We start from the raw sequence: 25,991 nt of genomic DNA on the forward strand, positions 1-25,991 counted from the left end.
GAGCGGTGGGAATAAGCGTCCAGAAATCAGGATTTCGGAGAGTTCTTGGGAGCTATCGAGTGAACAAGCCTCAAGCGCATTCTGGCTGGCCTTTGCTAAAAGGCACAAAATGCGCAACTTAATTGGAAAGGCTTAACTCCTTGATCTTGGTAGCGATCAAGAATGGAATGGTGCCCAGAAGAGGACTCGAACCTCCACACCCTTTCGGGTACCAGCACCTGAAGCTGGCGCGTCTACCAATTCCGCCATCTGGGCGACGGAGAGCGATGTAAGGGGGTGGCCCCTGACTGTCAACTGGGTTTTTGAAGTTTTTCTGACAGTTAGTGAAAAAGCAGCCAATCACATGGGCGGGAGCGCCGGAGGGTGGGCATAGCGCTCCGGCTGGTGCGCCCTATATAAAGGAAATATCGAAAGGAATGCATCATGCTTGCTCCCCGCACGCTTCTGCTCGCCGGCCTTCTCGCCATTCTCACGCCCGCCATCGCCGGGGCTGATTCGTTGAAGCTCGGCAAGCCGGGGGTTGGGCCGCTGAACACCGGATCGACCCTCTGCGATTTTCGCGGCTGCTTCGGTTTCGGGCCGCAGCAATGGCATCGTCCCGCCTATGTCCAGCCGAACTACCGCCCACGCGGCGCGGGGCCAACCTATTACCGGCCGGGCGCTGCCGGGCCGCCACAGCTGACCTATGATCCGCCGCCGGCGCAAAGGGTGCAGCCGAAGGCGCGCGACATGAACCGCCATGCCGCCTGGTGCAGCAACGAATACCGCTCCTACAATCCGAGGACGGATCGTTTCCTCACTTATGAGGGCATCTACAAGACCTGCCGCTCGCCCTATCGCTGAGGCCGTTGCGGTCAGCTTTCGAGCGAGGCGCGGTCGACGTGGCCGAGATCGCGGCCGGGCTCGACGATGTCGCGGACCCGCTGTTTCAGCTCCCTCGGCCCGGGAAAACCGCCGTCGCGCTTGCGCTCCCAGATCAGATCGCCATTGACGCGGATCTCGAAATTGCCGCCGGTGGCGGGAATCAGCGCCACTTCGCCGAGACTGTCGGAAAAGGTATGCAGCAGCTCCTGCGCCATCCAGCTGGCGCGCAGCAGCCAGTTGCACTGGGTGCAGTAGAGGATCGTGACGCGGGCTTTTTCGGTCATGGCGATGTCCTTTCGTTTGCTCAGATTTAAGGCCTGTGGCGCGTGCGCGCAATCGCCCTCGCAGAGCATGATGCCGAAAAGTGTGAGCGGTTTTCGGGCGACATCATGCTCTAACTATTTAATTAAGAACAGGATTCAGATTTTGGGCCGAACCGGCCTAAAGCCTCGATCCTGTTCTGGCGTCTTGCGCGCCGCCCTCCGCCATGGTCTCTTCCCGTGATCGGCCATACCAGGAAGAGCCCATGCGCGTAGCAGTCATCGAAAACATGCGGAATACCGGCCTCGGCGCGCTTGCCGCAGCCCTCGACGAGGCGGGCGCGGAGATCGAGTGGTTCCGGGTGTGGCGGGACGGCATCCTGCCGAAAGATATATCCGGCCATGACGCGCTCGTCGTTCTCGGCGGCGAGCAGAGCGCGCTGGATGACGAAACCCACCCCTACTTGCCGGAGCTCGTCCGGCTCGCACGCCGCTTCGGTGATGCCGGCAAAGCGGTGCTCGGCATCTGCCTCGGCAGCCAGATCCTCGCCCGCGCCTATGGCGCCGACAATCATTTAGGAATCGCCCGCGAATTCGGCTGGCACGGGATCGGCGTCACTGCCGAGGGCCGGGCCGATCCGCTGCTGTCGCCGCTTGGCGGCGAGTTCACCATCTTCGAATGGCATGCCGATACGTTTTCGCTGCCCGAAGGCGCGGTGCGTCTCGCCTCGAGCCCTGTCGCCGAGAACCAGGCCTTCCGCATCGGCCGGGCCGTCTATGGCACCCAGTTCCATTTCGAGGCCAATTCAGCGGTCGTCGCGCAATGGAAGGCCGAATTCCCCGATACGATCGCGCGCATTGCGCCGGGCTGGCTGGAAAACCATGCCGAACTGGCGGCAAGGCATGCCGGAGCCGCCGATGCTGCAGGCCTTGCCATCGCGCGTGCCTGGGTCAGCCTGATCGAGCAGGAAGAGGTCGAAATGCTGTCGCAGGCCTCGGCGTGAGAGGCGATGCGATGCTGGCCAGCGAACGCGACAAGATGGCGGCAGGCGAATGGTATTGCTGCCTCGATGACGAGCTCGATCTCTTGCGCCGGCAGGCGCGCTTAGCCGTCCATGCGCACAATACGCTGCCGGCGGACGAGCGTGGCGCCGTTGCGCCGGCCCTGCGAGCGCTCTTTGCGCAGGCCGCGCCCGATATCTTCATCGAAGCGCCGTTTCACTGCTCCTACGGTATCAACATCACTCTCGGCGAACGCGTCTATTTCAATGCCGGCTGCACTGTCCTCGATTCCGGCCGGGTTACGATCGGCGACCGCAGCATGTTCGGCCCCGGCGTGCAGATCTATTGCGCCGAGCATCACAAGGAGCCGGCGCTTCGCAGCACCGGCATCGAGATCGCCCGACCTGTCACCATCGGCAGCGATGTCTGGATCGGCGGCAGCGCCATCATCCTCGGCGGCATCACCATCGGCGACGGTGCAATTGTCGGCGCCGGTGCGGTGGTGACGAGGGATGTGCCGGCCGGCGCAACCGTGGTCGGCAATCCGGCCCGCATCCGATAATGCCGGCAAACGGCCGCGATGACCTCGCCATCTCGACAGCGAGCAAAGCTCCGCTAGATCAGAAGGCAAATCGGGAGGACATCATGAGCGAGCGAACCTTACCCATGGAAGGCGGCTGCCGTTGCGGCCGGGTGCGATTGAAGATCAGCGCCCCGCCGCTGCTCACCATGGCCTGTCATTGCACAGGGTGCCAGAAGATGACATCAAGCGGCTATTCGCTGAGTGCTGCCATCCCGAGCGAAGGCTTCGAGGTCACGCAAGGCGAGCCGGTGATCGGCGGCCTGCATGGCGTCACGAAGCATTATTTCTGTCCGCATTGCATGAGCTGGATGTTCACCCGGCCGGAAGGCATGGACTGGTGCGTCAATCTGCGCGTGACCATGCTCGACGATCCGAGCTGGTTTACGCCCTTCATCGAGACCTGGACGAGCGAGAAGCTGTCCTTCGCCGAGACCGGCGCGGTGCACAGCTACGAGGCGCTGCCCGAGATGGAGGCCTATGAGGGGCTGGTGAAGGAGTATATGGGCAGGGGGTAAGTCAAAACTGCCGGTATTTCGCAAATGGCAAGCCATGCTTATTCGCAACGGTGGTTGCCCCTCACCCTAACCCTCTCCCCGTAAAAACGGGGCGAGGGGACGTGGCAAACGCAGCGTCGAGGTCGGGGAAAGCCGGTGCCCCATGTCCCTTCTCCCCGCAAGCGGGGAGAAGGTGGCGGCAGCCGGATGAGGGGCTGGTTTCGGTGATCTACCGGGTCGAAGTGTATCTCAAACGCCGAGGATGACAGGAATAAAGAGCGAGGCCTGTCAGCAAAGACCTACGTCTCCTCTTCAAAAGAAGCTCTGCGAAGGCCTATTCGTCGCCCATCTTCAATGCCGCGATGAAGGCTTCCTGCGGAATCTCCACCTTGCCGAACTGGCGCATGCGCTTCTTGCCGGCCTTCTGCTTGTCGAGCAGCTTGCGCTTGCGGGTGGCGTCGCCGCCGTAGCATTTGGCGGTCACGTCCTTGCGCAACGCCGAGATCGTCTCGCGGGCAATGACGTTGCCGCCGATCGCCGCCTGGATCGGGATCTTGAACATGTGCTTCGGGATCAGCTCCTTGAGCTTCTCGCACATGTCGCGGCCGCGCTTTTCGGCGGCCGTCCGGTGCACCATCATCGACAGCGCGTCGACCGGCTCGCCGTTGACGAGGATCGACATCTTCACGAGGTTGCCCTCGCGGTGGTCGGTGAGCGTGTAGTCGAAGGAGGCATAACCCTTCGAGATCGACTTCAGCCGGTCGTAGAAATCGAACACGACTTCGTTGAGCGGCAGGTCGTAGGTCAGCATCGCGCGCGTGCCGACATAGGTGAGCTCGATCTGGATGCCGCGCCGGTCCTGGCAGAGCTTCAGGATGCCGCCGAGATAATCGTCGGGTGTCAGGATCGTCGCGCGGATCCACGGCTCGTGGATTTCGGAGATTTTGACGACATCGGGCATGTCGGCCGGGTTGTGCAGCTCACGCTCCGTGCCGTCGGTCATAAACATCTTGTAGACGACCGAGGGTGCGGTGGCGATGAGGTCGAGGTCGAACTCGCGCTCCAGCCGTTCCTGGATGATTTCGAGATGCAGCAGGCCGAGGAAGCCGCAGCGGAAACCGAAACCGAGGGCAGCGGACGATTCCATTTCGAAGGAGAAGGAGGCGTCGTTGAGGCGAAGCTTGCCCATGGCGGCGCGCAGATCCTCGAAATCGGCGGCGTCGACCGGGAAGAGACCGCAGAACACCACCGGCTGGGCCGGCTTGAAGCCCGGCAGCGCCTGGGCCGTCGGCCGCTTGTCCTCGGTGATCGTGTCGCCGACGCGGGTATCGGCCACTTCCTTGATCGAGGCAGTGATGAAGCCGATCTCGCCGGGGCCGAGGCGGTCGATATTGACCATCTTCGGCGTCAGCACGCCCACGCGCTCCACCTGGTATTTCGCATCGGTGCCCATCATCCGCACCGTCTGGCCCTTGGTCAGCACGCCGTCGATGACGCGGACCAGAACCATGACGCCGAGATAGGCGTCGTACCAGCTGTCGACGAGCAACGCCTTCAGCGGCGCCTTGTCGCCGCCGGGGCTCTTCGGCGCCGGCAGCTTGTGGACGATCGCTTCCAGCACATCGGGAATGCCAAGGCCGGTCTTCGCCGAAATCAGCACCGCCTCCGAAGCGTCGATGCCGATCACTTCCTCGATCTGTTCCTTGATTCGGTCGGGTTCGGCGGCCGGCAGGTCGATCTTGTTGAGGACGGTGACGATCTCGTGGTTGTTGTCGATCGCCTGGTAGACGTTGGCAAGCGTCTGCGCTTCGACGCCCTGGCTGGCGTCGACGACGAGCAACGAGCCCTCGCAGGCCGACAGCGACCGTGAGACTTCATAGGCGAAGTCGACATGGCCGGGCGTGTCGATCAGGTTGAGAATGTATTTCTCGCCGTTGTTCGCCTGGTAATGCAGGCGCACGGTCTGGGCCTTGATGGTGATGCCGCGCTCGCGCTCGATATCCATATTGTCGAGCACCTGCTCGGACATTTCGCGCTCGGCAAGGCCGCCTGTCGTCTGGATCAGGCGGTCGGCCAGCGTCGATTTGCCGTGGTCGATATGGGCCACGATCGAAAAGTTGCGGATATGGGACAGCGGAGTGGTGGAATTGGTGCTCATGCGCGCCATATAGCAGCGCCGCCCCCTGCCGCAAAGCGGTAATTATCCCGCTGTTTACGCTATTTCGTCCTGTGTCAGGCGCGTATCAGACCGGCCACGTCTCCTGCCGCCAGGCCGAATCCCAGAACATCCATTCATATTGCGAGGCGCGTATGAAGACATCGGTCATCTGAGCCCGCTCCACCGGCGATGCGGCGCGCGCGGCCATGTCGGTCAGCGCGATCACTTCGCGGGCACCGGCGGCAAATTGCGGATCGCCATAGGTGTTGATCCAGGCCTGGAAGGCATTGCCCTCGATAACAGGCCGGTTCTTGATCGCTTCGCCGACATGCCAGTAGATCCAGAAGCAGGGAAGGATGGAGGACAGCGCCACCGCGTAGGAGCTGTGATAGGCGGTGGCAAGCAGGAAGTTCGTATAGGCAAAGCCGGCAGGCGAGGGCTCAGCTGACGTGACGTTCGCAGACGTGATGCCGAACTGGGTGAGGAAGCCGGCATGCAGGCCCTGCTCGACGGTGATCGCCTTCTGCGCCGAACCGAGGAAGCGCAGGACCTGCGCATTGTCGGGCGCCTTGGCCGCGACGATCGCAAGGCATCGCGCATAATGCTTCAGGTAGAGCGCATCCTGCAGGATATAGTGCCGGAAAACCTCCGGCGGCAGCGTGCCGTCCGAAAGGCGCTGCAACAGCGGCAAGGCCTCGATTTCAGCCATGATCGGCGCGATCCTGTCCCAGGCGGCAGCCGTGAAGCTTCCCGTCGTGTCCGTGCTCTGTGTGCTGGCGTCCATCACTCTCTCCTCGGATTACGCCGCCATATATGGACGGCGCAGCGGCGAAAGCAAGGCGCGTGTGGCCGCTTTTCGTAAGCTCTTGATTCCATCATCAGATAATGTATTTCTCTTATAGTGGAATCATTGGACTGGAAAATTGGACTGGAAAATGGAACCGGAACTCGAACAGGCGATCGGCATCCGCATCCGCACGTTGCGGCAGGAAAAGGCTCTGACGCTCGATGATCTTGCTGCGGCCTCCGGCGTCAGCCGGGCGATGATCTCGCGCATCGAGCGGGCGGAGGCGAGCCCGACCGCCTCGCTGCTGGCAAGAATCTGCGCTGCGCTCGGCCTGTCGCTGTCGGCCTTCTTTGCGGAAGAGGGGCAGGCCTCGCCGCTCGCCCGGAGGCAAGAACAGCAGGTCTGGCGCGATCCGGAAACCGGTTATATCAGACGGTCTGTTTCACCCCCGGGCACGCCTTCCGATGTCGATATCGTCGAGGTCGAATTCCCCCCTGGCGCCCGCGTCAGCTTCCCCCCGCATGCGAGCGCCCATGGCATGACGCAGCATATCTGGCTGTTCGACGGCGAGCTGGAGATGACGGCGGGTGAGGCCGTCTACCGGCTGCGCCCGGGCGATTGCCTCTTCATGCCGGTCGGCGAGGGTCACGTCTTCCACAATCCGGGCAACGCGCCGGCGCGCTATTGCGTCGTGCTCAATCGCGGCGGCCGATAACAGCATTCATTTCAGGAGAACAGCATGCCCGGTATTCGTATCCTTTCCGCCGAGGAGGCCCGCGCCGCCGTTCCGGCCCTTTCGGAAGTGCTTGTCGATTGCGTCGCGGGCGGCGCCTCCGTCGGCTTCATGCAGCCCTATGGGCCTGACGATGCCGAGCCCTATTGGCGCGATGTCGCCGATGCGGTCGCCACCGGCGCCAATCTGCTGCTGGTCGCTGAACTCGACGGCAGGATCGTCGGCACGGTGCAGGTGGGTGCCGCGCAGATGCCGAACCAGCCGCATCGCGGCGATCTGAAGAAGCTGCTGGTGCACCGCTCCGCCCGTGGCAAGGGGCTCGCCCGGCTGCTGATGGATGCCGCCGAACGCGAGGCGGCAGGCCGCGGCAAGACCCTGCTCGTGCTCGACACGGCAACCGGCAGCGATGCCGAGGCGATCTATCCGCGCCTGGGCTGGCAGCGCGTCGGCGTCATCCCCGATTACGCGCTGTGGCCGGAAGGCGGCTTCTGCGCCACGACCCTGTTTTACAAGCGGCTCGCCTGATTGCGCCGGCCCCGCTTAAGTCGGCCTGGCGAAGACCGGAAGCGCGCCGCCAAGCGTCGCACCCGCCGTCCATTGCGCCGCATTCCAGCCGAACTGCCGCGCCGCTTCGATATTCACCGCCATATCGTCGATGAAGGCGATCTCGCCGGGCAGCACGCCGGCGCGCTCCGTCGCCAGCCGGAAGAAGTCGGGGGAAGGTTTGCTGTGCCCGAGTGCTGCGGAATAGATGATGTCGTCGAAATGCGCGCTAAGGCCGATCTGCTCCATCAGGTAACGTGCCCGCCTATGCTCCTGGTTGGTCGCCAGCAAGAGGGTGATGCCGCTTTGCCTGAGACCAGCGAGTTCCTCGAGCAGATTGCGATCGAGGCGGGAATCGTTTTCGAACCAGTAGTCGATCAGCGTTTCGGCGCTGAGGTGGGGCGCGATCTTTGCGAGAACGCCGGCGAGCCTCGGTTCCAGCGCCGCGCGGCCGATGATGATATCGCCCCAGTGCGTCTGGAAGAATTCCTGCTGCAGCAGGTCGAAGCGCAGGCCGAGATCGCGCTCGAGGTAGGTGAAGTGAGGCAGGCCATCGGTCGGACGACCATGAATGAGCACGCCGTCGACATCGACCATCAGCACTTTCATGCGGAAAATTTCCTCGTTCTCAAAACAGCGGCGAAGGTGGCGTCATTATTCCAGACGATCAAGGGTCCGCGCCGCTTTTTTGTCAGGGCCGAGCCGTGTAAATCTCCATTGTCAATCAAGGGCAGGATCTGAAATGCGCGTCATCTATTCCGAAGATCACAAGCTGCGCGATGCCAGGACCGAGCTGCACGCCGGCCAGCTGGTGACGCCCTTCGAGGCGCCTTTTCGCGCCGAATGGATCCTGGCGGCGGTCAAGCAGGCGGGCTTTACCGACGTGGTGGCGCCCGATGCGCACGGGTTGGAAACGGCTCGAAAAGTGCATGATCCCGCCTATCTGGACTTTCTCGCCACCGTCTGGGACCGCTGGGTGGCGGCTGGTTTCACCGGCGAGGCGATCGCCAATTCCTTCGCCGTTCGCCGCACCAGCCAGCGCGTGCCCGACAATATCGTCGGCGCAATCGGCCATTACGCCAATGCCGCCGATACCTCGATCACCAAGGGCTCGTACGAGGCGGCGATCGCCTCCATGCGCTGCGCGATCACAGGCGCCGACTGGCTGAATGCCGGCAATCGTTTCGCCTTCGCGCTCTGCCGCCCGCCCGGCCACCATGCCGGCATCGATCTCTTCGGCGGCTATTGTTTCATCAACAATTCGGGTGTCGCCGCGCAGCGGCTGCTCGACCATGGTGCGAGGAAAGTCGCGGTGCTGGATGTCGATTTCCACCATGGCAACGGCACGCAGGATCTCTTCTATCACAGAGGCGATGTCTTCACCGCCTCGCTGCATGGCGATCCCATGCAGGCCTTTCCCTATTTCCTCGGCCATGCCGACGAGGAAGGCGAGGGGGAGGGTACTGGCGCCAACCGTAACTATCCGATGCCGCCGGGCACGCCTTGGGATGTCTGGTCTTCGGCCCTTGCCGATGCACTCACCCGCATCAAGGCCTTCGGCGCCGAGGCGATCGTCGTGGCGCTCGGCGTCGACACTTTCGAGCGCGATCCGATCTCTTTCTTCAGCCTCACCTCCGACGATTTCACCCGCATGGGCGCGATGATCGCTTCCGCCGGCTTGCCGGTGCTCGCCTGCATGGAGGGCGGCTACGGCGTGCCGGAGATCGGCCTCAACGTCGCCAATGTCCTCAAGGGTCTGGAAGCCTGATCGCTGCCGATGACCGACGAGACCGTTCCATCCGATATCCCGACATCACGCATGCTGAGCTGGGCGCGCAACTCCACCGTCTACCGCCTCGAGCGGCGGATGATGACGGAAAAGCAGCTGTTTGATGCCATTGCCCGCAAGGCGAAGGAGAAATTCGCGGGTATCAGCGCGGCACAACTGAAGGCCGTTGCCGATTTCGCCGTCAAATTTGCCTATGACAACAAGGTGCTCGACGATCACGCCTATGCGGAGGTCAGCACGCGGTCTGCCGTGCGCGGTGGCAAATCGAAGCGCGCGATCGCCCAGAAGCTTGCTGCCAAGGGCGTCTCCAGCGACAAGGTCGAGGCAGCACTTGAAGAGGCTGACGATCTCTATGCTGCAGCGATCTTCGCCCGCAAGCGCGCCTTCGGCCCCTTCCGCCGGGTCGAGCTTGATGAAAAGCGAAAGGCGAAAGAGCTTTCGGCTTTTGCCCGCAACGGCTTCAGCTTCGACATCGGCAGGAAGGTCTTCGACATGAGCTTCGAAGACGCCGAAGAGATCATCGTCGCGGGCCGATCTGCGGCGCCTCAGCATCAGCGCTCTTGATCCCGGCATGAAAAGTTTGAATTTGGTTCTCACCCGTCTTCGGCCTAGAACCGCGCCAGGATCGGGGGCAACATGGATATCAAGAATATCGAGACCGGGACGGACGGCGCAGCCTTGATCGCGCAGCCGGGCATATCGCCGACTTCGGGCGGCTTGGCGGCCGGTGTCGCCATGTGCCTGATGTCGATGTCGTCGATCCAGTTCGGCGCGGCACTGTCTTCGTCAGCCATTGCGACTTATGGCGTTGCCGGCGCCACCTGGCTGCGGCTTGCTTTCGCGGCGATCATCCTTGCCGCCGTCGTCAGGCCTTCGGTGCTGCGTTATAGCGGCGCCCAATGGCAGGCGACATTGCTGCTCGGCACGACGACGGCTGCCATGACGCTCTGCTTCTTCGCCGCGATCCAGCGGCTGCCGCTCGGCCTGGCGATCGCCATCGATTTCCTCGGGCCGCTCTCGGTCGCCGTCTTCGGCTATGGCCTGACCTGGCGGCTCACCTGGCCGTTGATCGCTGCTGCCGGCATTCTCTTCCTCGCCCATGACGGCGAAGGCTGGGTCGGCAATTCCTCAGGCGTCCTCTTTGCCCTCGGTTCGGCCGTGGGATGGGCGGTCTATATCCTGCTGACGAAGAAGGTCGGCGCTGCCTTCAAGGGGCTGGAAGGTCTCTCCATGTCGCTGATCGTTGCCGGCCTCGTCGCGACACCCTTCGGTCTGGCCGAGACAGGGGGCGCCTTCACAGCGCAGGGACTGGTCGAGGTTCTCGGCCTTGCCATCCTCGTGCCACTTTTGCCCTATGCGCTGGAGATGGTGGCGCTGCGGCGCATGCCGTCGGCATCCTTCGGCATTTTGATGAGCCTCGAACCGGCCCTCGGCGCTCTCGCGGGCTTTCTGATCCTCGCCCAGCCGATGACCGCGCTGCAGATGTTGGGTACGGCGCTCGTGGTGGCGGCCAGCGCCGGCGCCACCGCCTCGGCGGCGAAGACCTAGAAAAGTGTCAGCGTTTTCCGGGAACGCCGTCTCTACAAGATGGATCAGGCGGGTTTGCGGGCGGGATCGTCGAGCGCCGGATTGTAGAACAGCGACAGTATCAGGCTCTTGGCGATCCGCTCCGCCGTCGCCATGAACCAGGCCTTGGCCTCCGGCGTTGGCGCGATATCGTCAAGCGTTGCGGCAAACAGCGACAACCACTTCGGAAAGAGATCGGGCGTCAGGTTCTGGACACCCGTATGCGCCTGCACCGGCTTGCCGCCATAGGCGCCGCTGCGGAAGGCAACGGCCGACCAGAAGCTCTTCATTTTCGCCATATGCTCCGGCCAGCGGCCGGACAGCCTGGCGTCGAACACCGGGCCGAGATCGGGATGCGCTAGCACGCGCCCGTAAAAGGTCTCGACCAGCCTGTCGATGAAGGCCGCGTCGACGCCCATTTCCCGCATCTCCGCCTCCGCCCTTTCGCGGATCGCCGCGACATGAGCAGGGCGGCCCTGAATGTCATTGTCCATTCCGAAACCCCGGCGCCGCGTGATGCGGCGCCCTCTCATATAGGTGTTTATGCCAGCGCGCCAAAGTCGTCCGTGCCGCTTGCGGCAATCTGTCAGCCAGCTTGCCCTACGCACTTGACCGGCATCGCACGGTTCTTTAGATTTAGAATTATTCTAAAATATTGGAGAAAGTCATGCTGGCGCGGTTTTTCAGATCCTCGAAACGATCTTTCGACTCGCTGTCCGAGCAGGAAATCCTTGCCCTTGGGATCGCCTCCGAGGAAGACGATGCCCGCATCTACCTTGCTTATGCCGATAGGCTGCGCCGCGAATTTCCGGCCTCGGCCAAGGTCTTCGAGGACATGGCCGAGGTCGAGGATACGCATCGCAAGTCGTTGATCGAGATCCATCGTCAGCGTTTCGGCGAGCGCATTCCGTTGATCCGGCGCGAGCATGTGGAGGGCTTCTACGAGCGCAAGCCGGACTGGCTCAGGGCAAACCTTTCGCTGGATGCGATGCGCAGGGAAACCGAGGCGATGGAGGAGCAGGCCTATCGTTTCTATGTCGAGGCGGCAAAACGTACCTCCGACGCATCGACGCGCCAGCTTCTCGGTGATCTCGCCCTTGCCGAACAGGGGCATGAGGATATCGCCCGCATGCTGGGCGACAAACATACGCCCGAAGACGTCAAGCACGACGAGGACGCGACGGTGCATCGGCAATTCGTGCTGACCTATGTGCAGCCGGGTCTTGCCGGGCTGATGGACGGCTCGGTCTCGACGCTGGCGCCGATCTTCGCCGCCGCCTTCGCCACGCAGGATACCTGGCAGACCTTCCTCGTCGGCCTTTCGGCCTCCGTCGGCGCCGGGATTTCGATGGGCTTCACCGAAGCCGCCCATGACGACGGCAAGATTTCCGGCAGAGGCTCGCCGATCAAGCGCGGACTTGCCTGCGGCATCATGACGGCGCTCGGCGGTCTCGGTCACGCGCTGCCCTATCTGATCCCGCATTTCTGGACGGCAACGATCACCGCCGCCGTCGTCGTCTTCTTCGAGCTCTGGGCGATCGCCTTCATCCAGAACCGTTACATGGAAACCCCCTTCCTGCGCGCCGCCTTCCAGGTGGTGCTCGGCGGCGGCCTGGTGCTCGGCGCTGGTATCCTGATTGGGAATGGGTGAGTTGCGGTCGGGCGCAGCCCGAGCAATCGATCCAGTGAATCGATTGCAGCAACGAACGCCCTGAGCCCAAGCGAAGGGCCGGGAGACGGTGCCACATCTTTCAAACCTGCTAAAACAAAAAGGCCGGCAAACCGCCGGCCTTTCCACATTCTCTATTGCAACCTTTACCGCAGCGCGCCGACCAGGACGTCGCGGCCGTTCTCGATGGTGACCCAGCGGCCGGCATTGTAGCTCGACTGGCGCTTGACGAAGGAATAGGGCGTTCCAAACCATGGCTTGACGTCGGCGGCGAGGTTGTCGAGCACGAAATCGCCCTCGGCGGTGCGCAGCGTCAGCACCGCATGGCCTTCGCCATCCGGCTTGCGCACGACGGTCATCAGCAGATCGGCAGCCGGAAAGCCGCGCTGGATCAGCATGCGGCGCTTCAACAGCGCGAAATCCTCGCAGTCGCCGGCGGTGGTCGGATAGGCCCAGACCTCATCCTTGCCGTAGATTTCCTTGTCGGTCATCGGCGTGATCGTGCGGTTGGCCGTGGCGTTGACCGAACGCACGAGCGACCACTTCCCCGGGTTCATGGCAACGGGGCCGGCGTTTCGGTCTGCGCCGCATTCACTGCGGTGGATCTGACAGAAATCATAGTGCCCGATCGGCTGTGAGGTGGCATTGCCTGTCACCATGGAAGCATTTCTGCTGGGGGCCGGTATGGCGGCCGTCGCCATCGCAAACATGGCCATCATGGCCACAAAGATACCCTTGATCCGCACGCCCGCTCTTTCCTCGCATCGCCCCTTATTTATTAACAAAGTGTTAATGGAGAGGGCCCAAAAGAGTCAATCGTTACTTCTTGGGAGGACCTTGCGACTCGCCGACATGGTTAAAATGCAACGGGTTGGGGACCTGCATCAGGCGAATTTATCCGCCTCTGCCATTCAAGTGGGCATCTGCCTATTTGTTGATGAACGGATGATGCCTTTGACGGCGCTCAGGAGAAGCGCGATATCGCCGGGGCGGGAAAGGCGATGGTCGCCGTCCCGGACGAAGGTCAGCACCACATCGTCGGCGGGAAGATGTTCGACCAGTTTCATCGCATGCGCATGCGGCACGTCGGCGTCTTTCATGCCTTGGAGAATGTGCACCGGGCAGCCGGTTTCGATGATGCCGTCGAGCACCCGGTTCTTTCGGCCGTCCTCGATCAGCGCCCGCGTATAGATGTTGGGTTCGGGGCTGTATTGCGAACGCTCTTCGAAATAGCCGCGCTCGGCCAGCGACTTGCGCTCCTTGGCCTTGAGGTTCGGCTCGATCAGCTCCGAGGTGAAATCGGGGGCGGGCGCAATCAGCACCATGCCTGCGAGCTTCGGGCCGCCCTGCCGTGCAAGCTCCTGCGCCAGCCTGAGCGCGATCCAGCCGCCCATCGACGAGCCGACGAGGATCACCCGATCGGGCGCGACATGACGGATGACGGCCAGCGCCTCCTCCAGCCAGCGCGAGATCGTGCCATCGCGGAAGCTGCCGCCGGAAAGTCCGTGGCCGGAATAGTCGAGGCGGATGCAGGCGAGCCCAAGTTCCGCCGCCAGCCCGTCGAGTTCCACCGCCTTGGTGCCGCTCATGTCGGAGCGGTAGCCGGACAGCCAGACGAGTGCCGGTGCGCCATTGCCGGTCTGCGCCGGGCGGACGAGCGTGGCGATCTCACGCGCCGCCTCACCCTCGCCGACAGTCAGGAACTGCGGCTGGGCATTGGACAACTGATCGGACATCGGCGAAACTCCTGTTGTTTTGGCCTATAAAACAGATTCTTGGCAGGCTGACAGCGGGTGATTTTTCCGCTAAAGGATGATATTGACTCCGTTGCAGCGATGACGCGACACGTTTGTGCACCCCTGATTGGGAGCGCGATGCTGCAACGTTCCGAAACAACGCGAGGAGAATACGACCATTCGCAGACCTTTTAAAACCGACGCGCCCGTGAAGGACGGACCGCGCTCGAACCGTGAAATCCGCATTCCCAAAGTTCAGCTGATCGGGGCTGACGGAGAGAATATGGGCGTCGTGCCTACCGACCAGGCCTTGAGAATGGCGGAAGAAGCCGGCCTCGATCTCGTCGAAATTTCCCCAAATGTCGAACCGCCAGTGTGCAAGATCCTCGATCTGGGCAAGCTGAAATATGCCAACCAGAAGAAGGCAGCCGAGGCGCGCAAAAAGCAGAAGATCGTCGAAGTCAAAGAAATCAAGATGCGCCCGAACATCGACACCCATGATTATGAGGTGAAGATGAAGGCGATGGGTCGCTTCTTCGACGAAGGCGACAAGGTCAAGGTGACGCTGAAGTTCCGCGGCCGTGAAATGGCCCACCAGGAACTCGGCATGAAGCTTCTGCAGCAGGTCAAGGCCGATACGATCGAGTTCGCCAAGGTCGAAGCTGAACCCAAGCTCGAAGGCCGCCAGATGATGATGGTGCTGGCGCCGAAGTAAGCGCCAGGCAGTATTTCGCCCAAGGCCGTCCGCAAGGGCGGCTTTTGTGCTTTCTGCCACTGTATTTTTGGATGCACGAAGATTCCTCCGCGGCCCCGTTGCACTTTCATGACGCTGCGGTTATAAGCGCGCGTCCGAACTGACCGGCAGGGCATGCCGTGGCAGTTTCGAATGCTTGCGGAACGGTTCGTCGCCGATGCCGCAGATCAACAACAAACGCTCCCGCAACTTGTTGCGACGGCCGGAGAACCGGACTTCGCGAGAAGGGCTTTTTTGATGAAGCGCGCAGGGAGGACAGAAGGAGTAGCAAAATGCCCAAGATGAAGACGAAGTCCTCTGCCAAGAAGCGGTTCAAGATCACCGCAACCGGCAAGGTCAAGGCTGCCGCTGCCGGCAAGCGCCATGGCATGATCAAGCGTTCCAACAAGTTCATTCGCGATGCACGTGGCACCATGGTTCTCGCAGAACCGGATGGCCGCAAGGTTATCAAGAATTACCTGCCGAACGGTCTCTGAGACTCGTCCGCGAACGCTAGATTTAAGGAGATCATGATATGGCACGTGTAAAAAGAGGCGTCACCTCTCACGCCAAGCACAAGAAGGTTCTGAAGGCCGCAAAGGGCTTTTACGGCCGCCGCAAGAACACCATCCGTACCGCCAAGGCTGCTGTCGATCGTTCGAAGCAGTACGCCTACCGCGACCGCAAGGTCAACAAGCGCAACTTCCGTGCGCTTTGGATCCAGCGCATCAACGCCGCTGTGCGTGAATTCGGCCTGACCTATGGCCGCTTCATCGACGGCCTGAACAAGGCTGGCATCGAGGTCGACCGCAAGGTTCTCTCCGACATGGCGATCCACGAGCCGGAAGCATTCGGCGCGCTGGTCAGCGCTGCCAAGAAGGCTCTTGAATACCTCAAGGAAGCCGGTACGGCGAACGAGTTTGAAGGCGCGGTCAAGTAACCAGCGCTTCCCAAGCTTTTGAATTTATGATTTTGGGAAACCCGCGCTGGTTTGGGCTAGCGCGGGTTTTTCTTTCTTTATATTCCTGGCGCCGGCCGGCGCCGCCTGCCTCCCGATCGCCCGCCTGATACTGGACGGAAAGAAGTGACAATGTCAGATATCGACCAGCTCAACACATCGCTGCTCGCCGAAATCGCTGCCGCCGATGACGAGACGGCGCTCGAAGCCGTGCGCGTGTCCGCCCTCGGCAAGAAGGGCTCCGTCTCCGAATTGTTGAAGACGCTCGGCGCCATGACGCCGGAAGAGCGCCAAAGCAAGGGCGCGGCGATCAACGTTCTGAAGAACGCGGTGACCGAGGCGCTCACCGCCCGCAAGACGACGCTCCGGCAAGCGGCGATCGATGCGCGGCTGCAGGCCGAGACGGTCGATGTCAGCCTGCCGGTGCGCTCTTCGCCGGCCGAGCGCGGCCGTATCCATCCGATCAGCCAGATCGTCGACGAGATCACCGCGATCTTCGCCGACATGGGCTTCTCGATCGCCGAAGGTCCTGACATCGAGACCGATTATTACAATTTCACCGCGCTGAATTTCCCCGAAGGCCATCCGGCCCGCGAGATGCACGACACCTTCTTCTTCAACCCGGATGAGAATGGTGAGCGCAAGGTCCTGCGCACCCACACCTCGCCGGTGCAGGTCCGCACCATGGAGGCGCAGACACCGCCGATCCGGATCATCATTCCCGGCAAGACCTACCGCCAGGACTCGGACGCTACCCATTCGCCGATGTTCCATCAGGTCGAGGGCCTGGTCGTCGACAAGAAGGCCAATGTCGCCAACCTCCGCTGGGTGCTGGAAGAATTCTGCAAGACCTTCTTCGAGGTCGACAGCGTGACGATGCGTTTCCGCCCGTCCTTCTTCCCCTTCACCGAGCCCTCCTTCGAGGTCGATATCCAGTGCGACCGCTCCGGCCCGATCGTCAAGTTCGGCGAGGGTACCGACTGGATGGAGATCCTCGGCTGCGGCATGGTCCACCCGAACGTGCTGCGTTACGGCGGGCTCGATCCGGACGAATATCAGGGCTTTGCCTGGGGCATGGGCCTCGATCGCATCGCCATGCTGAAATACGGCATGCCCGACCTGCGCGACTTCTTCAACGCCGACGTCCGCTGGATGACGCATTACGGCTTCCGCCCGCTCGACATGCCGACGCTGTTCGGCGGCCTCAGCGCTTGAACGGAGAATTGGGACGATGAAATTCACGCTCTCCTGGCTGAAAGAGCATCTGGAAACGGATGCCGGCCTCGATGAAATCTGCACGCGCCTCACCGAGATCGGGCTGGAGGTCGAGGATGTCGACGACAAGGCGGCCTTCAAGCCCTTCGTCATCGCCAGGGTCGTCTCGGCCGAAAAACATCCCCAGGCCGATCGCCTGAAAGTGCTGATGGTCGATACCGGATCCGGCGCACCGGTCCAGGTCGTCTGCGGCGCCCCGAATGCGCGCGCCGGCCTCGTCGGCGCCTTCGCAGCGCCCGGAACCTATGTTCCCGGCATCGATGTGACGCTCGCCGTCGGCAACATCCGCGGCGTCGAAAGCCATGGCATGATGTGCTCCGAAAAGGAGCTGCAGATCTCCGACAGCCACGACGGCATCATCGATCTGCCCGAGGATGCGCCGGTCGGCCAGAGTTATGCCGCCTATGCTCATCTCGACGATCCCCTCATCGAGATCAACTTGACGCCCAACCGGCCGGACTGCACCTCGATCCACGGCATCGCCCGCGATCTCGCCGCCTCCGGCCTCGGCACGCTGAAGATGCGGCCCGCCCCGTCCTTCGCCGTCGAGGGTGAGACGCCGGTGAAGCTGACGCTCGATCTCGATGATCCGAAGCTCTGCCCGGGCTTTGCGCTGCGCCTCGTGCGCGGCGTCAGGAACGGCCCGAGCCCGCGCTGGATGCAGCAGCGGCTGATCGCCATCGGCCTGCGCCCGATCAACGCTCTGGTCGATGTCACCAATTACATGACCTTCGATCAAGGGCGGCCGATCCACGTCTTCGATGCCGCCAAGATCAACGGCAACCTGGCCGTCCGTCGTGCCGCCGAAGGCGAGACGGTGCTGGCGCTCGACCAGCGCGAATACAAGCTGTCGCCGAACAACGTCGTCATCTCCGATGAAAACGGTATCGAGTCGATCGGCGGCATCATGGGCGGCGAACATTCCGGCTGCGACGAGAACACCGTCGACGTGCTGATCGAATCCGCCCTGTGGGATCCGATGAACATCGCCAAATCAGGCCGCAGCCTCGGCATCATCACCGATGCCCGCTACCGCTTCGAACGCGGCGTTGATCCGGAATATATGGTCCCGGGTCTCGAACGCACGACGGAACTGGTGCTGGAGCTTTGCGGCGGCAAGGCCGCCAAGGCCGAGATCGTCGGCTACCAGGGTTACGAACCGAAGATCGTCGATTTCCCCTATTCGGAGGTCAAGCGCCTGACGGGCCTCGACGTCTCGAATGAGGAAAGCAACACGATTCTGACGCGCCTCGGCTTTACCGTCTCCGGTTCCGGCGAGCGCGTCTCCGTCGCTGTCCCCTCCTGGCGTCCCGATGTCGACGGTAAGGCCGATCTCGTCGAGGAGGTCATGCGCATTCACGGCGTCGACAATATCAAGCCGGCGCCGCTTGAAAGCCATGCGGCCGTCAACGGCAAGATCCTGACGACGCTGCAGATCCGCACCCGCCTCGCCAAGCGGGCGCTCGCCGCGCGCGGCATGCTCGAAGCCGTCACCTGGTCCTTCATTCCCGAAGACCAGGCAAAGCTCTTCGGCGGGGGTTCGCCCGCCCTCAAGCTTGCCAACCCGATTGCCGCCGAAATGTCGGATATGCGCCCGTCGCTGCTGCCGGGCCTGCTGTCAGCCGCCCAGCGCAATGCCGACAAGGGTTACGGCGACGTCGCCCTCTTCGAGGTCTCCGGCACTTATGAGAACGACAGGCCGGAGGGTCAGCGCCGCGTTGCCGGCGGCATCCGCCGCGGCACGGCCTCGCTTGCCGGCGCCGGTCGCGCCTGGTCGAACGCCGCCAAGGGCGGCGGCAAGCCGGTCGACGTCTTCGACGCCAAGGCCGACGCGCTCGCCGTCATCGAAGCCTGCGGCCTGCCGATGGGCAATATCCAGATCGAGCAGGGGGGCCCGGCATGGTACCATCCCGGCCGCTCCGGCACGATCAAGATGGGGCCGAAGGTCGTGCTCGGCTATTTCGGCGAATTCCATCCGCTGACGCTGGAATCGCTCGACGTCTCCGGCGCGCTCTGCGGCTTCGAGGTCTATGTCGACGCCATGCCGGAGGCCAAGCGCAAGGCGACGCGCACCAAACCGGCGCTCGAGCTGTCGCCGTTCCAGCTGGTGCGGCGCGACTTCGCCTTCGTCGTCGACAAGACGGTGGAAGCCGGCGCCATCGTCAAGGCCGCGACGGGCGCCGACCGCAAGCTGGTGACCGCCGTCAATGTGTTCGATATCTTCGAGGGCGCATCGGTTGGCGACGGTAAGAAGTCGGTGGCGATCGAGGTGCAGATCCAGCCGGTCGAGCGCACGCTGACGGATGAGGATTTCGAGGCGCTGACGCAGAAGATCGTCGCCAGTGTTGCGAAATTCACCGGCGGTGTCCTCAGAAGCTGAGCGTCACCCAACGTTGCCAGATAATGGACCGGTCGCGAATGGCGGCCGGTCTTTTCACCGATGCAGATGGAAGAGTTTGCTGACGATCGTCCAGCGGCCGTCGATCTTCAGCAGCGAGAGATAATCGGTAAAGCGCATGCCGGCAAAATCGTCGGTGACCTTGACGCTTGCCGCATCGCCCTCGACATCGACACTCTGGATGTCCATGTAGGGCTGCGTGCCGGGCGGCGCCGGCTCCTCCTGCAGGATCGCGGCGATGAATTCGTCCCGCGTCAGCCATTCGACCGCATTTTCGTAATGGCCGATGATCGAGCTTTTCGGGTGAAAGGCCTTTTTCAAGGCTGCCTCATTGGCGAAGGCCATGCCTTCGACATAGAGATGAACCGTCTGTTCGACTGCCTGCCTGTCCGACATATTTTCATCCCGTTCTCAGAGATGGTGTTAGATAGTTTCGCCGAGCCCGAAGGCAAGCCCGGCCGGTTGTGGCCGACCGGGCTTTCGCTCTTTGTTTCGGTAGGGGTTCAGATGTTCGTCATGGCAAGCGAGGCGTCCGAATAGCGCTTGCCGGCAACCTGTCCGGCGGGGATGATCTCTTCAAGCCTCGCGAGCTCCGCCGGGCTCAGCACGATATCGGCAGCGGCCGCATTCTGTTCGAGATGGTGAAGCTTGCGGGCACCGGGGATCGGCACGATGTCGTCGCCCTGGTTCAACACCCAGGCGAGCGCCAGCTGCGCTGCCGTCACGCCCTTCTCGGCAGCAAGCCGCTCGAGCGTCGCGACGAGGGCGGCATTGGCGTCGAAATTTTCCGCCTGGAACCGCGGCACCTGCCGGCGGAAATCGTCCGCGTCGAGATCCTCCGCCTTGCGGATTGCTCCGGTCAGGAAGCCGCGGCCGAGCGGGCTGTAGGGCACGAAGCCGATGCCGAGTTCGCGGCAGGTGGCAAGCACCTCCTCTTCCGGATCGCGCGTCCAGAGCGAATATTCGCTCTGCAGGGCTGCGATCGGATGGACCGCATGGGCGCGGCGAATGGTGGCGCTGCCGGCTTCCGAAAGCCCGAGCGCCCGGACTTTTCCTTCCTTTACCAGTTCCGCCATCACGCCGACCGTCTCTTCGATCGGCACGTCAGGATCGACCCGGTGCTGGTAGAAGAGGTCGATGGTTTCGATGCCGAGGCGTTTCAGCGAGGCCTCGGCCACGGTTCGCACATGCTCGGGGCGGCTGTCGACGCCGGTGATGGCAGCAATGCCCGGCTTGCTGGCATCGATCTTGAAGCCGAACTTGGTGGCGATCACCACGCGGTCGCGGAACGGCTTCAGCGCTTTGCCGAGCAGAACCTCGTTGGTAAACGGGCCATAGACTTCGGCAGTGTCGAAGAAGGTGACGCCGAGATCGATGGCGCGATGCAGTGTCTTGATCGATTCCGCATCGTCGCTGGCGCCATAGGCAAAGCTCATGCCCATGCAGCCAAGGCCGACGGCAGATACGGTCAGATCGTTTCCGAGTTTCCGGGTTTTCATGATGCGCTCCTTTGTGAGCAGTTTTGAACCGCTTGATCGGTTGCGGTACCGCCAGACCATATCGCTGTCGCATCAATCAGAAAATACATGCAGTTTCTAACAGGTTGTTCTATAATTTCGATCAATGAACAGGACACAGCTCTCGCAACTCGCCGTTCTCGCCGCCGTCTCGGAGCATCGCAGCTTCCGGGCGGCGGCGAAGGAACTCCTCGTCGCGCCCTCGGCAATCAGCCATGCGATATCGAGCCTCGAGGAAAGTCTGGGGGTGCGGCTTCTGGCGCGCACCACCCGAAGCGTCGCGCCGACGGAAGAGGGCCGCCTGCTGCTTGAAAGACTTCGTCCCGCGCTGGAGGAGATCGACATTGCTCTGGAGGCCGTCCGCGATACGCGCGCCAAGCCGGCCGGAAACCTGCGCATCACTGCGCCGCGCTTCGCCTCCGATCTGCTGCTCGCTCCGCGGCTCGGCGACTTTCTCAATCTCTATCCCGATATCACCCTGGAGATCGCCAATGAAGATGGCTTCACCGATATCGTCAAGGAGGGTTTCGATGCCGGTATCCGGCTGGAGGAGAGCCTGGAGGCTGACATGATCGCGGTCAGGGTCTCGCCCGATCTGACGACGGTGATCGCCGCTTCGCCCGAATATTTCGAGCATCATCCGAAGCCGGAGCATCCGCGCGATCTCGTCCATCATCGCTGCATCAAGCGGCGCTTTACCAACGGCTCGATCTATCGCTGGGAATTCGAAAAGGACGGGCAGGAACTCGTCGTTTCGGTCGACGGGCCGCTGATCGTCAGCGAGGATCGGCTGGCTTTGCTTGCGGCGCTGAACGGCGCCGGCCTTGCCTATCTCTTCGACATGCGCGTCTATGATGAGCTGGCGGGCGGCACACTTGTGCGGGTGCTGGAAGATTGGTGCGCGCCCTATTCCGGGCCGTTTCTCTATTACCCCACCCGGCGGCAGATGCGGCCGGCGCTACGCGCCTTCATAGATTTCTTCAGATACAGCGAGCAGGATACGGGCGGCCGGTAAGGAATGGAAACCGGGCCGCCCGTTCTCATTAGGGCGCTTTATGCATCAGGCAGCCTTTGCCTTCTGGTTTGCTGCCGTGGTGGCTAGCTGGGAGAGGGTCTTGTCGGTGGCCGTTTCCTGTTGCAGCGTCTGGTCGAGCAGGCCGACGACCTCCTTGAGACCGAGGGTCGCGGCCCAGGTCTTCAGCGTGCCGTAACGGGCGATTTCATAATGCTCGACGGCCTGGGCAGCGGAAATCAGGCCGGCATCGAGAGCCACCGTGCCCTTGAATTCCTCCATGATTTCCTCGCCCTCGGCGATAATGCCCTGGATCGCCTCGCAAGTCTTGCCCTGGGCGCGTTTGCCGATCAGCTCGAAAACCTGCTGCAGGCGCTCGACCTGGCCTTCGGTTTCCTCACGGTGTTTTTCGAAGCCCTTCTTCAATTCGGGGGATTGGGCGGCGCGCGCCATCTTCGGCAGGGCGCGCAATATCTGCCGTTCGGCGAAGTAGATGTCCTTCAGCGTGTCGTAGAAGAGATCTTCCAACGTCTTTTCCTTGGCCATTTTCTCGATCCTTGTTTTGGGGAAAACCGCGAATGCGGCGACACATTAAGAAGAGAAGATCGCGCTAATTGTTCCCGATCGATTTCGGGTGGACTGGAAATCGGTGCCGGGCGATGATTCCTGCCATCGATGTGGGAGGTGAAGTCATGCGAAAGCCGGGTTCGATGAAGGGTCTGGAGGATCTCGGCCGTGTGCGGCTGTCGCAAAACTTCTTTCTCCGCGATTTCCTGCACTCCGAAATCGCTGATTTCTACCGCATCCCCAACATCCCCGAGGATCCCGATCTGGCGATCGAGACAGGCAAGAGGCTCTGCGAGGAATTGCTGGAGCCGCTGGAGGCAACGTTCGGACGGCTGCATATTCGTTCCGGCTATCGTTCGCCTGCGGTCAACAGGTTCGGCAACGAGAACAAACTGAACTGTTCGACCAATGCGTCCACCGCCGCGCATCACATCTGGGATATGAGGGACTTTGACGGCTGCATGGGTGCTGCCGTCTGCATTGCCGTGCCGTGGATGGTCGACCATTACCGCGTTGAAAGCGACTGGCAGCGGCTCGCCTGGTGGATTCACGACCACCTGCCTTATGCTTCGCTCTGCTTTTTCCCGAAGCTCTGGGCCTTCAATATCCAATGGCACGAACGGCCGAAACGGGTGATCCAGAGTTATGTCAGCCCGCGCGGCATCCTGACCAAACCCGGCATGGCCAACTGGGAAAGCGATCATTCCGAGTGGTATACGGGTTTTCCATTGCTCAAAAGCTGATCCTATAGCGGATGTGGCCGTCGCTCTCGACATAGCTGTCATAGAGCGCCCGCGCGGTTCTGTTCTGCTCGCTCGTATGCCAGTAGAGCCGCGACCAGCCCTTGGCTTTGCAGGTCGAAACGAGATCGTCCATCAGTGCCCGCCCGACGCCCTGGCCGCGCGCATCGGCATCGACGAACAGGTCTTCGAGATAGCAGTCCCTGCCGCGGATCCACGTGCCCTCATGCGTGAGATAGAGCGCAAAGCCCATCATCCGGCCATCGACCTCGGCGACACGCATCGCAATCGCCGACGCCGGATCGAAGACCCGGCGCCATGTGGAATCGGTAATATCGGCATCGACGGTGACGTCGTAAAAGACGAGGTAGGCGGCCCAAAGTTCGCGCCAGCGGGCTTCGTCTTCGGGGCGGGCCTCACGTATCGTCACGGTCATGGCGTCTCTTTCTTTCAGGCGCCGGCTTGGTCGAGCAGCGCCATCGCATCATCGGAAAGCGCAAGTGTCGCCGATTTCGCCAGGCTTTCAAGCTGTGAAAGGCTGGTCGCGCTGGCGATCGGCGCCGTCACGCCCTTCTTGCGCAGCAGCCAGGCGAGCGAAATTTCCGCCGGCTTGGCGCCGGTCTCGGCAGAAACCTTGTCGAGCGCGGCCAGGATGCGCAGGCCTTTGTCGTCGAGATATTTCGAAACCCGGCCTTCGCGTGCGCGGCCTTGCGTATCGGACTTGCTGCGGTATTTGCCGGTCAGGAAGCCGGCGGCGAGGCTGAAATAGGTGATGACGCCGATGTCTTCCTTGACGCAGAGATCGGCAAGCGGCCCCTCGAAGCTCGAACGTTCATAGAGATTATATTCCGGCTGCAACACATCGTAACGCGGCAATCCGGCCTTTTCGGCAGCGTCGAAGGAAGCCTGGAGCAGTTTCGCATCATAATTCGAGCAGCCGATGGCGCGGATTTTGCCCTGCTGCTTCAGCTTGGCATAGGCGCCGAGCGTTTCCTCGTGCGGCGTATCTTCATCCGGCCAGTGCGAGAGATAGACGTCGATGTAGTCGGTCTGCAGCCGGCGCAGCGAATCCTCGACCGCCTTCAGGATATAGGTCTCCTTCAGCGTCTTTCCCTGTCCCATGTCGGAGCCGACCTTGGTGACGATGAGAGCCTTGTCGCGGGAGACCTTGGCTTGGCTTAGCCAGCGCCCGATGATTTCCTCGGAATCGCCGCCCTTGTTGCCGGGAACCCACGAGGAATAGACATCGGCCGTATCGATCGTATTCAGGCCCGCGTCGAAGAAGGCATCGAGAATAGCGAAGGATGTTTTTTCGTCGGCGGTCCAGCCGAAGACATTGCCGCCGATGACGATCGGCGCGACCGATAGACCTGTTTTTCCAAGCCGGCGCATTTCCATGACGCTCTCCAGAAGTGTGAAGGAATTGAAATCGCGGATACGGCAGAACGCCGCCCTGACCAACTTAGCGCGATCCGCGTATCCGGGAAGGCAAACTTCCGTGATTTCAGGTCGCGCCATTGCGCCGCAGCTAGGGCCTGAATATGGTTCGCGGAAATCAGTTTGGGAGACTTGGATCATGCTGCGTTTCGGTATCATTTCAACGGCGAAGATCGGTCGCGACAATGTCGTTCCGGCGATCCAGGATGCGGAGAATTGCGTCGTCACGGCGATTGCCAGCCGTGATCTGGCGCGCGCAAGGGAGATGGCCGACCGTTTCTCGGTGCCGCATGCCTTCGGCTCCTACGAGGAGATGCTGGCCTCCGACCTCATCGACGCCGTCTACATTCCGCTGCCGACCTCGCAGCATATCGAATGGTCGATCAAGGCGGCAGATGCCGGCAAACACGTGCTCTGCGAAAAGCCCTTAGCGCTCAAGGCCGACGATATCGACGACGTGATCGCCGCCCGCGACCGCAACCGGGTGGTGGTCACTGAAGCCTATATGATCACCTATTCCCCGGTCTGGCAGAAGGTGCGCTCGCTGATCGACGAGGGCGCCATCGGTTCGCTCCGGCATGTGCAGGGCGCCTTCACCTATTTCAACCGCGACCCCGCCAACATGCGCAACGTCCCCGAGCTCGGCGGCGGCGGCCTTCCTGATATCGGGGTCTATCCCGTCATGGGCACGCGTTTTTCCACCGGCAAGGAGCCGCTGTGGATCCAGGCGATCACCGAGCGCGATGCGGATTTCGGCACGGACATCTATTCGAGCGTCAAGGCGGATTTCGGCGATTTCGAGCTGAGCTTCTATATCTCGACGCAGATGGCCAACCGCCAGGTCATGGTCTTCCACGGCACCGAAGGCTACATCGAGGTCAAGTCGCCGTTCAACGCCAATCGCTGGGGACCGGAAGAGATCGAGCTTGCCGACCGCAGCCACAGTGAATCGCGCATTTTCCGCTTCCAGGACAGCCGCCAGTACAAGCGGCAGGTCGAGGCCTTCGCCCGGGCGGTGAAGAACGGCAAGGAAGAGATCGTCACGCTCGAAAATTCGAAACTGAACCAGAAGGTGATCGACGCGATCTATCGGGCCAGCGAAAAGGACGGCTGGGAGGCGGTCTAGCGCATAACCCCGAAAATCGGAATCGATTTTCGGAAAGGATTATG

30 protein-coding genes and 1 tRNA gene are annotated in these 25,991 nt (G+C 62.0%); 18 read left to right on the top strand and 13 right to left on the bottom strand.

The genetic code is table 11. From position 1 onward, the window contains the following. Positions 1-168 precede the first annotated feature (168 nt). Positions 169-255 (bottom strand) — tRNA-Leu (locus tag RL_RS01305). 168 nt (positions 256-423) lie between these two features. Here RL_RS01305 and RL_RS01310 point away from each other — a divergent pair. Next, complete coding sequence (locus RL_RS01310; RefSeq protein WP_011650057.1) at positions 424-843, top strand: BA14K family protein; 420 nt, start codon at positions 424-426, stop codon at positions 841-843. Between the two features lie 11 nt (positions 844-854). On the opposite strand, the gene RL_RS01315 is transcribed toward RL_RS01310, so the two are convergent. Next, positions 855-1,148, bottom strand: coding sequence for a SelT/SelW/SelH family protein (locus RL_RS01315; protein ID WP_017966569.1), 294 nt, complete (start codon positions 1,146-1,148; stop codon positions 855-857). Between the two features lie 203 nt (positions 1,149-1,351). Between RL_RS01315 and RL_RS01320 the strand changes: the two genes are divergently transcribed. From RL_RS01320 to RL_RS01330, 3 genes are all read left to right on the top strand, one after another. Further along, positions 1,352-2,128, top strand: a complete 777-nt coding sequence (locus RL_RS01320; protein WP_011650059.1) for a type 1 glutamine amidotransferase — start codon at positions 1,352-1,354, stop codon at positions 2,126-2,128. A gap of 11 nt (positions 2,129-2,139) precedes the next feature. Continuing rightward, on the top strand, positions 2,140-2,688 hold the full coding sequence (locus tag RL_RS01325) for a sugar O-acetyltransferase (RefSeq protein WP_011650060.1): 549 nt from the start codon (positions 2,140-2,142) through the stop codon (positions 2,686-2,688). Positions 2,689-2,771: 83 nt separating this feature from the next. After that, the gene (locus RL_RS01330; protein ID WP_041936527.1) at positions 2,772-3,224 is read left to right on the top strand and encodes a GFA family protein; all 453 of its coding nucleotides are present in this window, start codon (positions 2,772-2,774) and stop codon (positions 3,222-3,224) included. Between the two features lie 313 nt (positions 3,225-3,537). Here RL_RS01330 and lepA read toward each other — a convergent pair whose 3' ends face one another. Together lepA and tenA are read right to left on the bottom strand one after the other, a co-directional pair. Then, a complete protein-coding gene (lepA, locus tag RL_RS01335; protein ID WP_011650062.1) occupies positions 3,538-5,370 on the bottom strand; it encodes a translation elongation factor 4 in 1,833 nt (610 codons plus the stop codon). A 76-nt stretch (positions 5,371-5,446) separates the two neighbouring features. Continuing rightward, positions 5,447-6,145 (bottom strand): thiaminase II, encoded by a 699-nt coding sequence (gene tenA, locus RL_RS01340; protein ID WP_041936136.1) that lies wholly within the window; start codon positions 6,143-6,145, stop codon positions 5,447-5,449. A gap of 151 nt (positions 6,146-6,296) precedes the next feature. On the opposite strand from tenA, the gene RL_RS01345 reads away from it, so the two are divergent. Then, positions 6,297-6,863, top strand: coding sequence for a helix-turn-helix domain-containing protein (locus RL_RS01345; RefSeq protein WP_041936137.1), 567 nt, complete (start codon positions 6,297-6,299; stop codon positions 6,861-6,863). Positions 6,864-6,887: 24 nt separating this feature from the next. Beyond that, positions 6,888-7,406, top strand: a complete 519-nt coding sequence (locus tag RL_RS01350; protein WP_011650065.1) for a GNAT family N-acetyltransferase — start codon at positions 6,888-6,890, stop codon at positions 7,404-7,406. A gap of 15 nt (positions 7,407-7,421) precedes the next feature. Here RL_RS01350 and RL_RS01355 read toward each other — a convergent pair whose 3' ends face one another. After that, on the bottom strand, positions 7,422-8,033 hold the full coding sequence (locus tag RL_RS01355; RefSeq protein WP_011650066.1) for an HAD family hydrolase: 612 nt from the start codon (positions 8,031-8,033) through the stop codon (positions 7,422-7,424). A 133-nt stretch (positions 8,034-8,166) separates the two neighbouring features. On the opposite strand from RL_RS01355, the gene RL_RS01360 reads away from it, so the two are divergent. The 3 genes from RL_RS01360 (at position 8,167) to RL_RS01370 (ending at position 10,761) form a co-directional block, all read left to right on the top strand. After that, complete coding sequence (locus tag RL_RS01360) at positions 8,167-9,192, top strand: histone deacetylase family protein (RefSeq protein WP_011650067.1); 1,026 nt, start codon at positions 8,167-8,169, stop codon at positions 9,190-9,192. Positions 9,193-9,201: 9 nt separating this feature from the next. After that, positions 9,202-9,777, top strand: coding sequence for a recombination regulator RecX (gene recX, locus RL_RS01365; RefSeq protein WP_011650068.1), 576 nt, complete (start codon positions 9,202-9,204; stop codon positions 9,775-9,777). Between the two features lie 72 nt (positions 9,778-9,849). Then, positions 9,850-10,761, top strand: coding sequence for an EamA family transporter (locus RL_RS01370; protein WP_011650069.1), 912 nt, complete (start codon positions 9,850-9,852; stop codon positions 10,759-10,761). Positions 10,762-10,805: 44 nt separating this feature from the next. Here RL_RS01370 and RL_RS01375 read toward each other — a convergent pair whose 3' ends face one another. Continuing rightward, a complete protein-coding gene (locus RL_RS01375; RefSeq protein ID WP_003544609.1) occupies positions 10,806-11,273 on the bottom strand; it encodes a group III truncated hemoglobin in 468 nt (155 codons plus the stop codon). A gap of 173 nt (positions 11,274-11,446) precedes the next feature. Between RL_RS01375 and mbfA the strand changes: the two genes are divergently transcribed. Further along, the gene (gene mbfA, locus RL_RS01380; protein WP_011650070.1) at positions 11,447-12,430 is read left to right on the top strand and encodes an iron exporter MbfA; all 984 of its coding nucleotides are present in this window, start codon (positions 11,447-11,449) and stop codon (positions 12,428-12,430) included. Between the two features lie 164 nt (positions 12,431-12,594). Here the strand turns inward: mbfA and RL_RS01385 are convergent, their stop codons facing one another. After that, positions 12,595-13,194, bottom strand: a complete 600-nt coding sequence (locus RL_RS01385) for a transglutaminase-like cysteine peptidase (protein WP_011650071.1) — start codon at positions 13,192-13,194, stop codon at positions 12,595-12,597. Between the two features lie 165 nt (positions 13,195-13,359). Continuing rightward, a complete protein-coding gene (locus RL_RS01390) occupies positions 13,360-14,184 on the bottom strand; it encodes an alpha/beta hydrolase (protein WP_011650072.1) in 825 nt (274 codons plus the stop codon). Between the two features lie 178 nt (positions 14,185-14,362). On the opposite strand from RL_RS01390, the gene infC reads away from it, so the two are divergent. The 5 genes from infC to pheT all read left to right on the top strand — a co-directional run bounded on the left by infC (position 14,363) and on the right by pheT (position 19,530). Further along, positions 14,363-14,899: a translation initiation factor IF-3 gene (infC, locus tag RL_RS01395; RefSeq protein ID WP_075225634.1), complete on the top strand. Its 537-nt coding sequence runs from the start codon at positions 14,363-14,365 to the stop codon at positions 14,897-14,899. A gap of 311 nt (positions 14,900-15,210) precedes the next feature. Beyond that, positions 15,211-15,414: a 50S ribosomal protein L35 gene (gene rpmI / locus RL_RS01400; protein ID WP_003544621.1), complete on the top strand. Its 204-nt coding sequence runs from the start codon at positions 15,211-15,213 to the stop codon at positions 15,412-15,414. A 38-nt stretch (positions 15,415-15,452) separates the two neighbouring features. Further along, complete coding sequence (gene rplT, locus RL_RS01405) at positions 15,453-15,857, top strand: 50S ribosomal protein L20 (protein WP_003544622.1); 405 nt, start codon at positions 15,453-15,455, stop codon at positions 15,855-15,857. Positions 15,858-16,007: 150 nt separating this feature from the next. Then, entirely contained in the window at positions 16,008-17,090 is a 1,083-nt protein-coding gene (pheS, locus tag RL_RS01410) for a phenylalanine--tRNA ligase subunit alpha (RefSeq protein WP_011650074.1), read from the top strand. A gap of 16 nt (positions 17,091-17,106) precedes the next feature. After that, complete coding sequence (gene pheT / locus RL_RS01415) at positions 17,107-19,530, top strand: phenylalanine--tRNA ligase subunit beta (protein ID WP_011650075.1); 2,424 nt, start codon at positions 17,107-17,109, stop codon at positions 19,528-19,530. A gap of 54 nt (positions 19,531-19,584) precedes the next feature. Here pheT and RL_RS01420 read toward each other — a convergent pair whose 3' ends face one another. Continuing rightward, on the bottom strand, positions 19,585-19,944 hold the full coding sequence (locus RL_RS01420) for a nuclear transport factor 2 family protein (RefSeq protein WP_003544625.1): 360 nt from the start codon (positions 19,942-19,944) through the stop codon (positions 19,585-19,587). Between the two features lie 107 nt (positions 19,945-20,051). Further along, positions 20,052-21,047 carry an aldo/keto reductase gene (locus RL_RS01425; RefSeq protein ID WP_011650076.1) on the bottom strand — a complete coding sequence of 332 codons (996 nt, stop codon included), beginning with the start codon at positions 21,045-21,047 and terminating at the stop codon, positions 20,052-20,054. Between the two features lie 124 nt (positions 21,048-21,171). Here RL_RS01425 and RL_RS01430 point away from each other — a divergent pair, with 124 nt between their 5' ends. Beyond that, entirely contained in the window at positions 21,172-22,080 is a 909-nt protein-coding gene (locus RL_RS01430; RefSeq protein WP_011650077.1) for a LysR family transcriptional regulator, read from the top strand. 45 nt (positions 22,081-22,125) lie between these two features. On the opposite strand, the gene RL_RS01435 is transcribed toward RL_RS01430, so the two are convergent. Continuing rightward, positions 22,126-22,623 (bottom strand): ferritin-like domain-containing protein, encoded by a 498-nt coding sequence (locus RL_RS01435; protein ID WP_011650078.1) that lies wholly within the window; start codon positions 22,621-22,623, stop codon positions 22,126-22,128. Positions 22,624-22,736: 113 nt separating this feature from the next. On the opposite strand from RL_RS01435, the gene RL_RS01440 reads away from it, so the two are divergent. After that, positions 22,737-23,387: a hypothetical protein gene (locus RL_RS01440; RefSeq protein ID WP_032992380.1), complete on the top strand. Its 651-nt coding sequence runs from the start codon at positions 22,737-22,739 to the stop codon at positions 23,385-23,387. Here the strand turns inward: RL_RS01440 and RL_RS01445 are convergent. Beyond that, positions 23,377-23,820: a GNAT family N-acetyltransferase gene (locus RL_RS01445; protein ID WP_011650080.1), complete on the bottom strand. Its 444-nt coding sequence runs from the start codon at positions 23,818-23,820 to the stop codon at positions 23,377-23,379. The two genes, RL_RS01440 and RL_RS01445, sit on opposite strands and share 11 nt — an antisense overlap. Positions 23,821-23,834: 14 nt before the next feature. Further along, complete coding sequence (locus RL_RS01450) at positions 23,835-24,782, bottom strand: aldo/keto reductase (RefSeq protein ID WP_028740598.1); 948 nt, start codon at positions 24,780-24,782, stop codon at positions 23,835-23,837. 178 nt (positions 24,783-24,960) lie between these two features. Between RL_RS01450 and RL_RS01455 the strand changes: the two genes are divergently transcribed. Beyond that, on the top strand, positions 24,961-25,947 hold the full coding sequence (locus RL_RS01455) for a Gfo/Idh/MocA family protein (protein WP_011650082.1): 987 nt from the start codon (positions 24,961-24,963) through the stop codon (positions 25,945-25,947). Positions 25,948-25,991 lie beyond the last annotated feature (44 nt).

It is taken from the genome of Rhizobium johnstonii 3841 (assembly GCF_000009265.1).
Classification (GTDB): Bacteria; Pseudomonadota; Alphaproteobacteria; order Rhizobiales; family Rhizobiaceae; genus Rhizobium; species Rhizobium acaciae.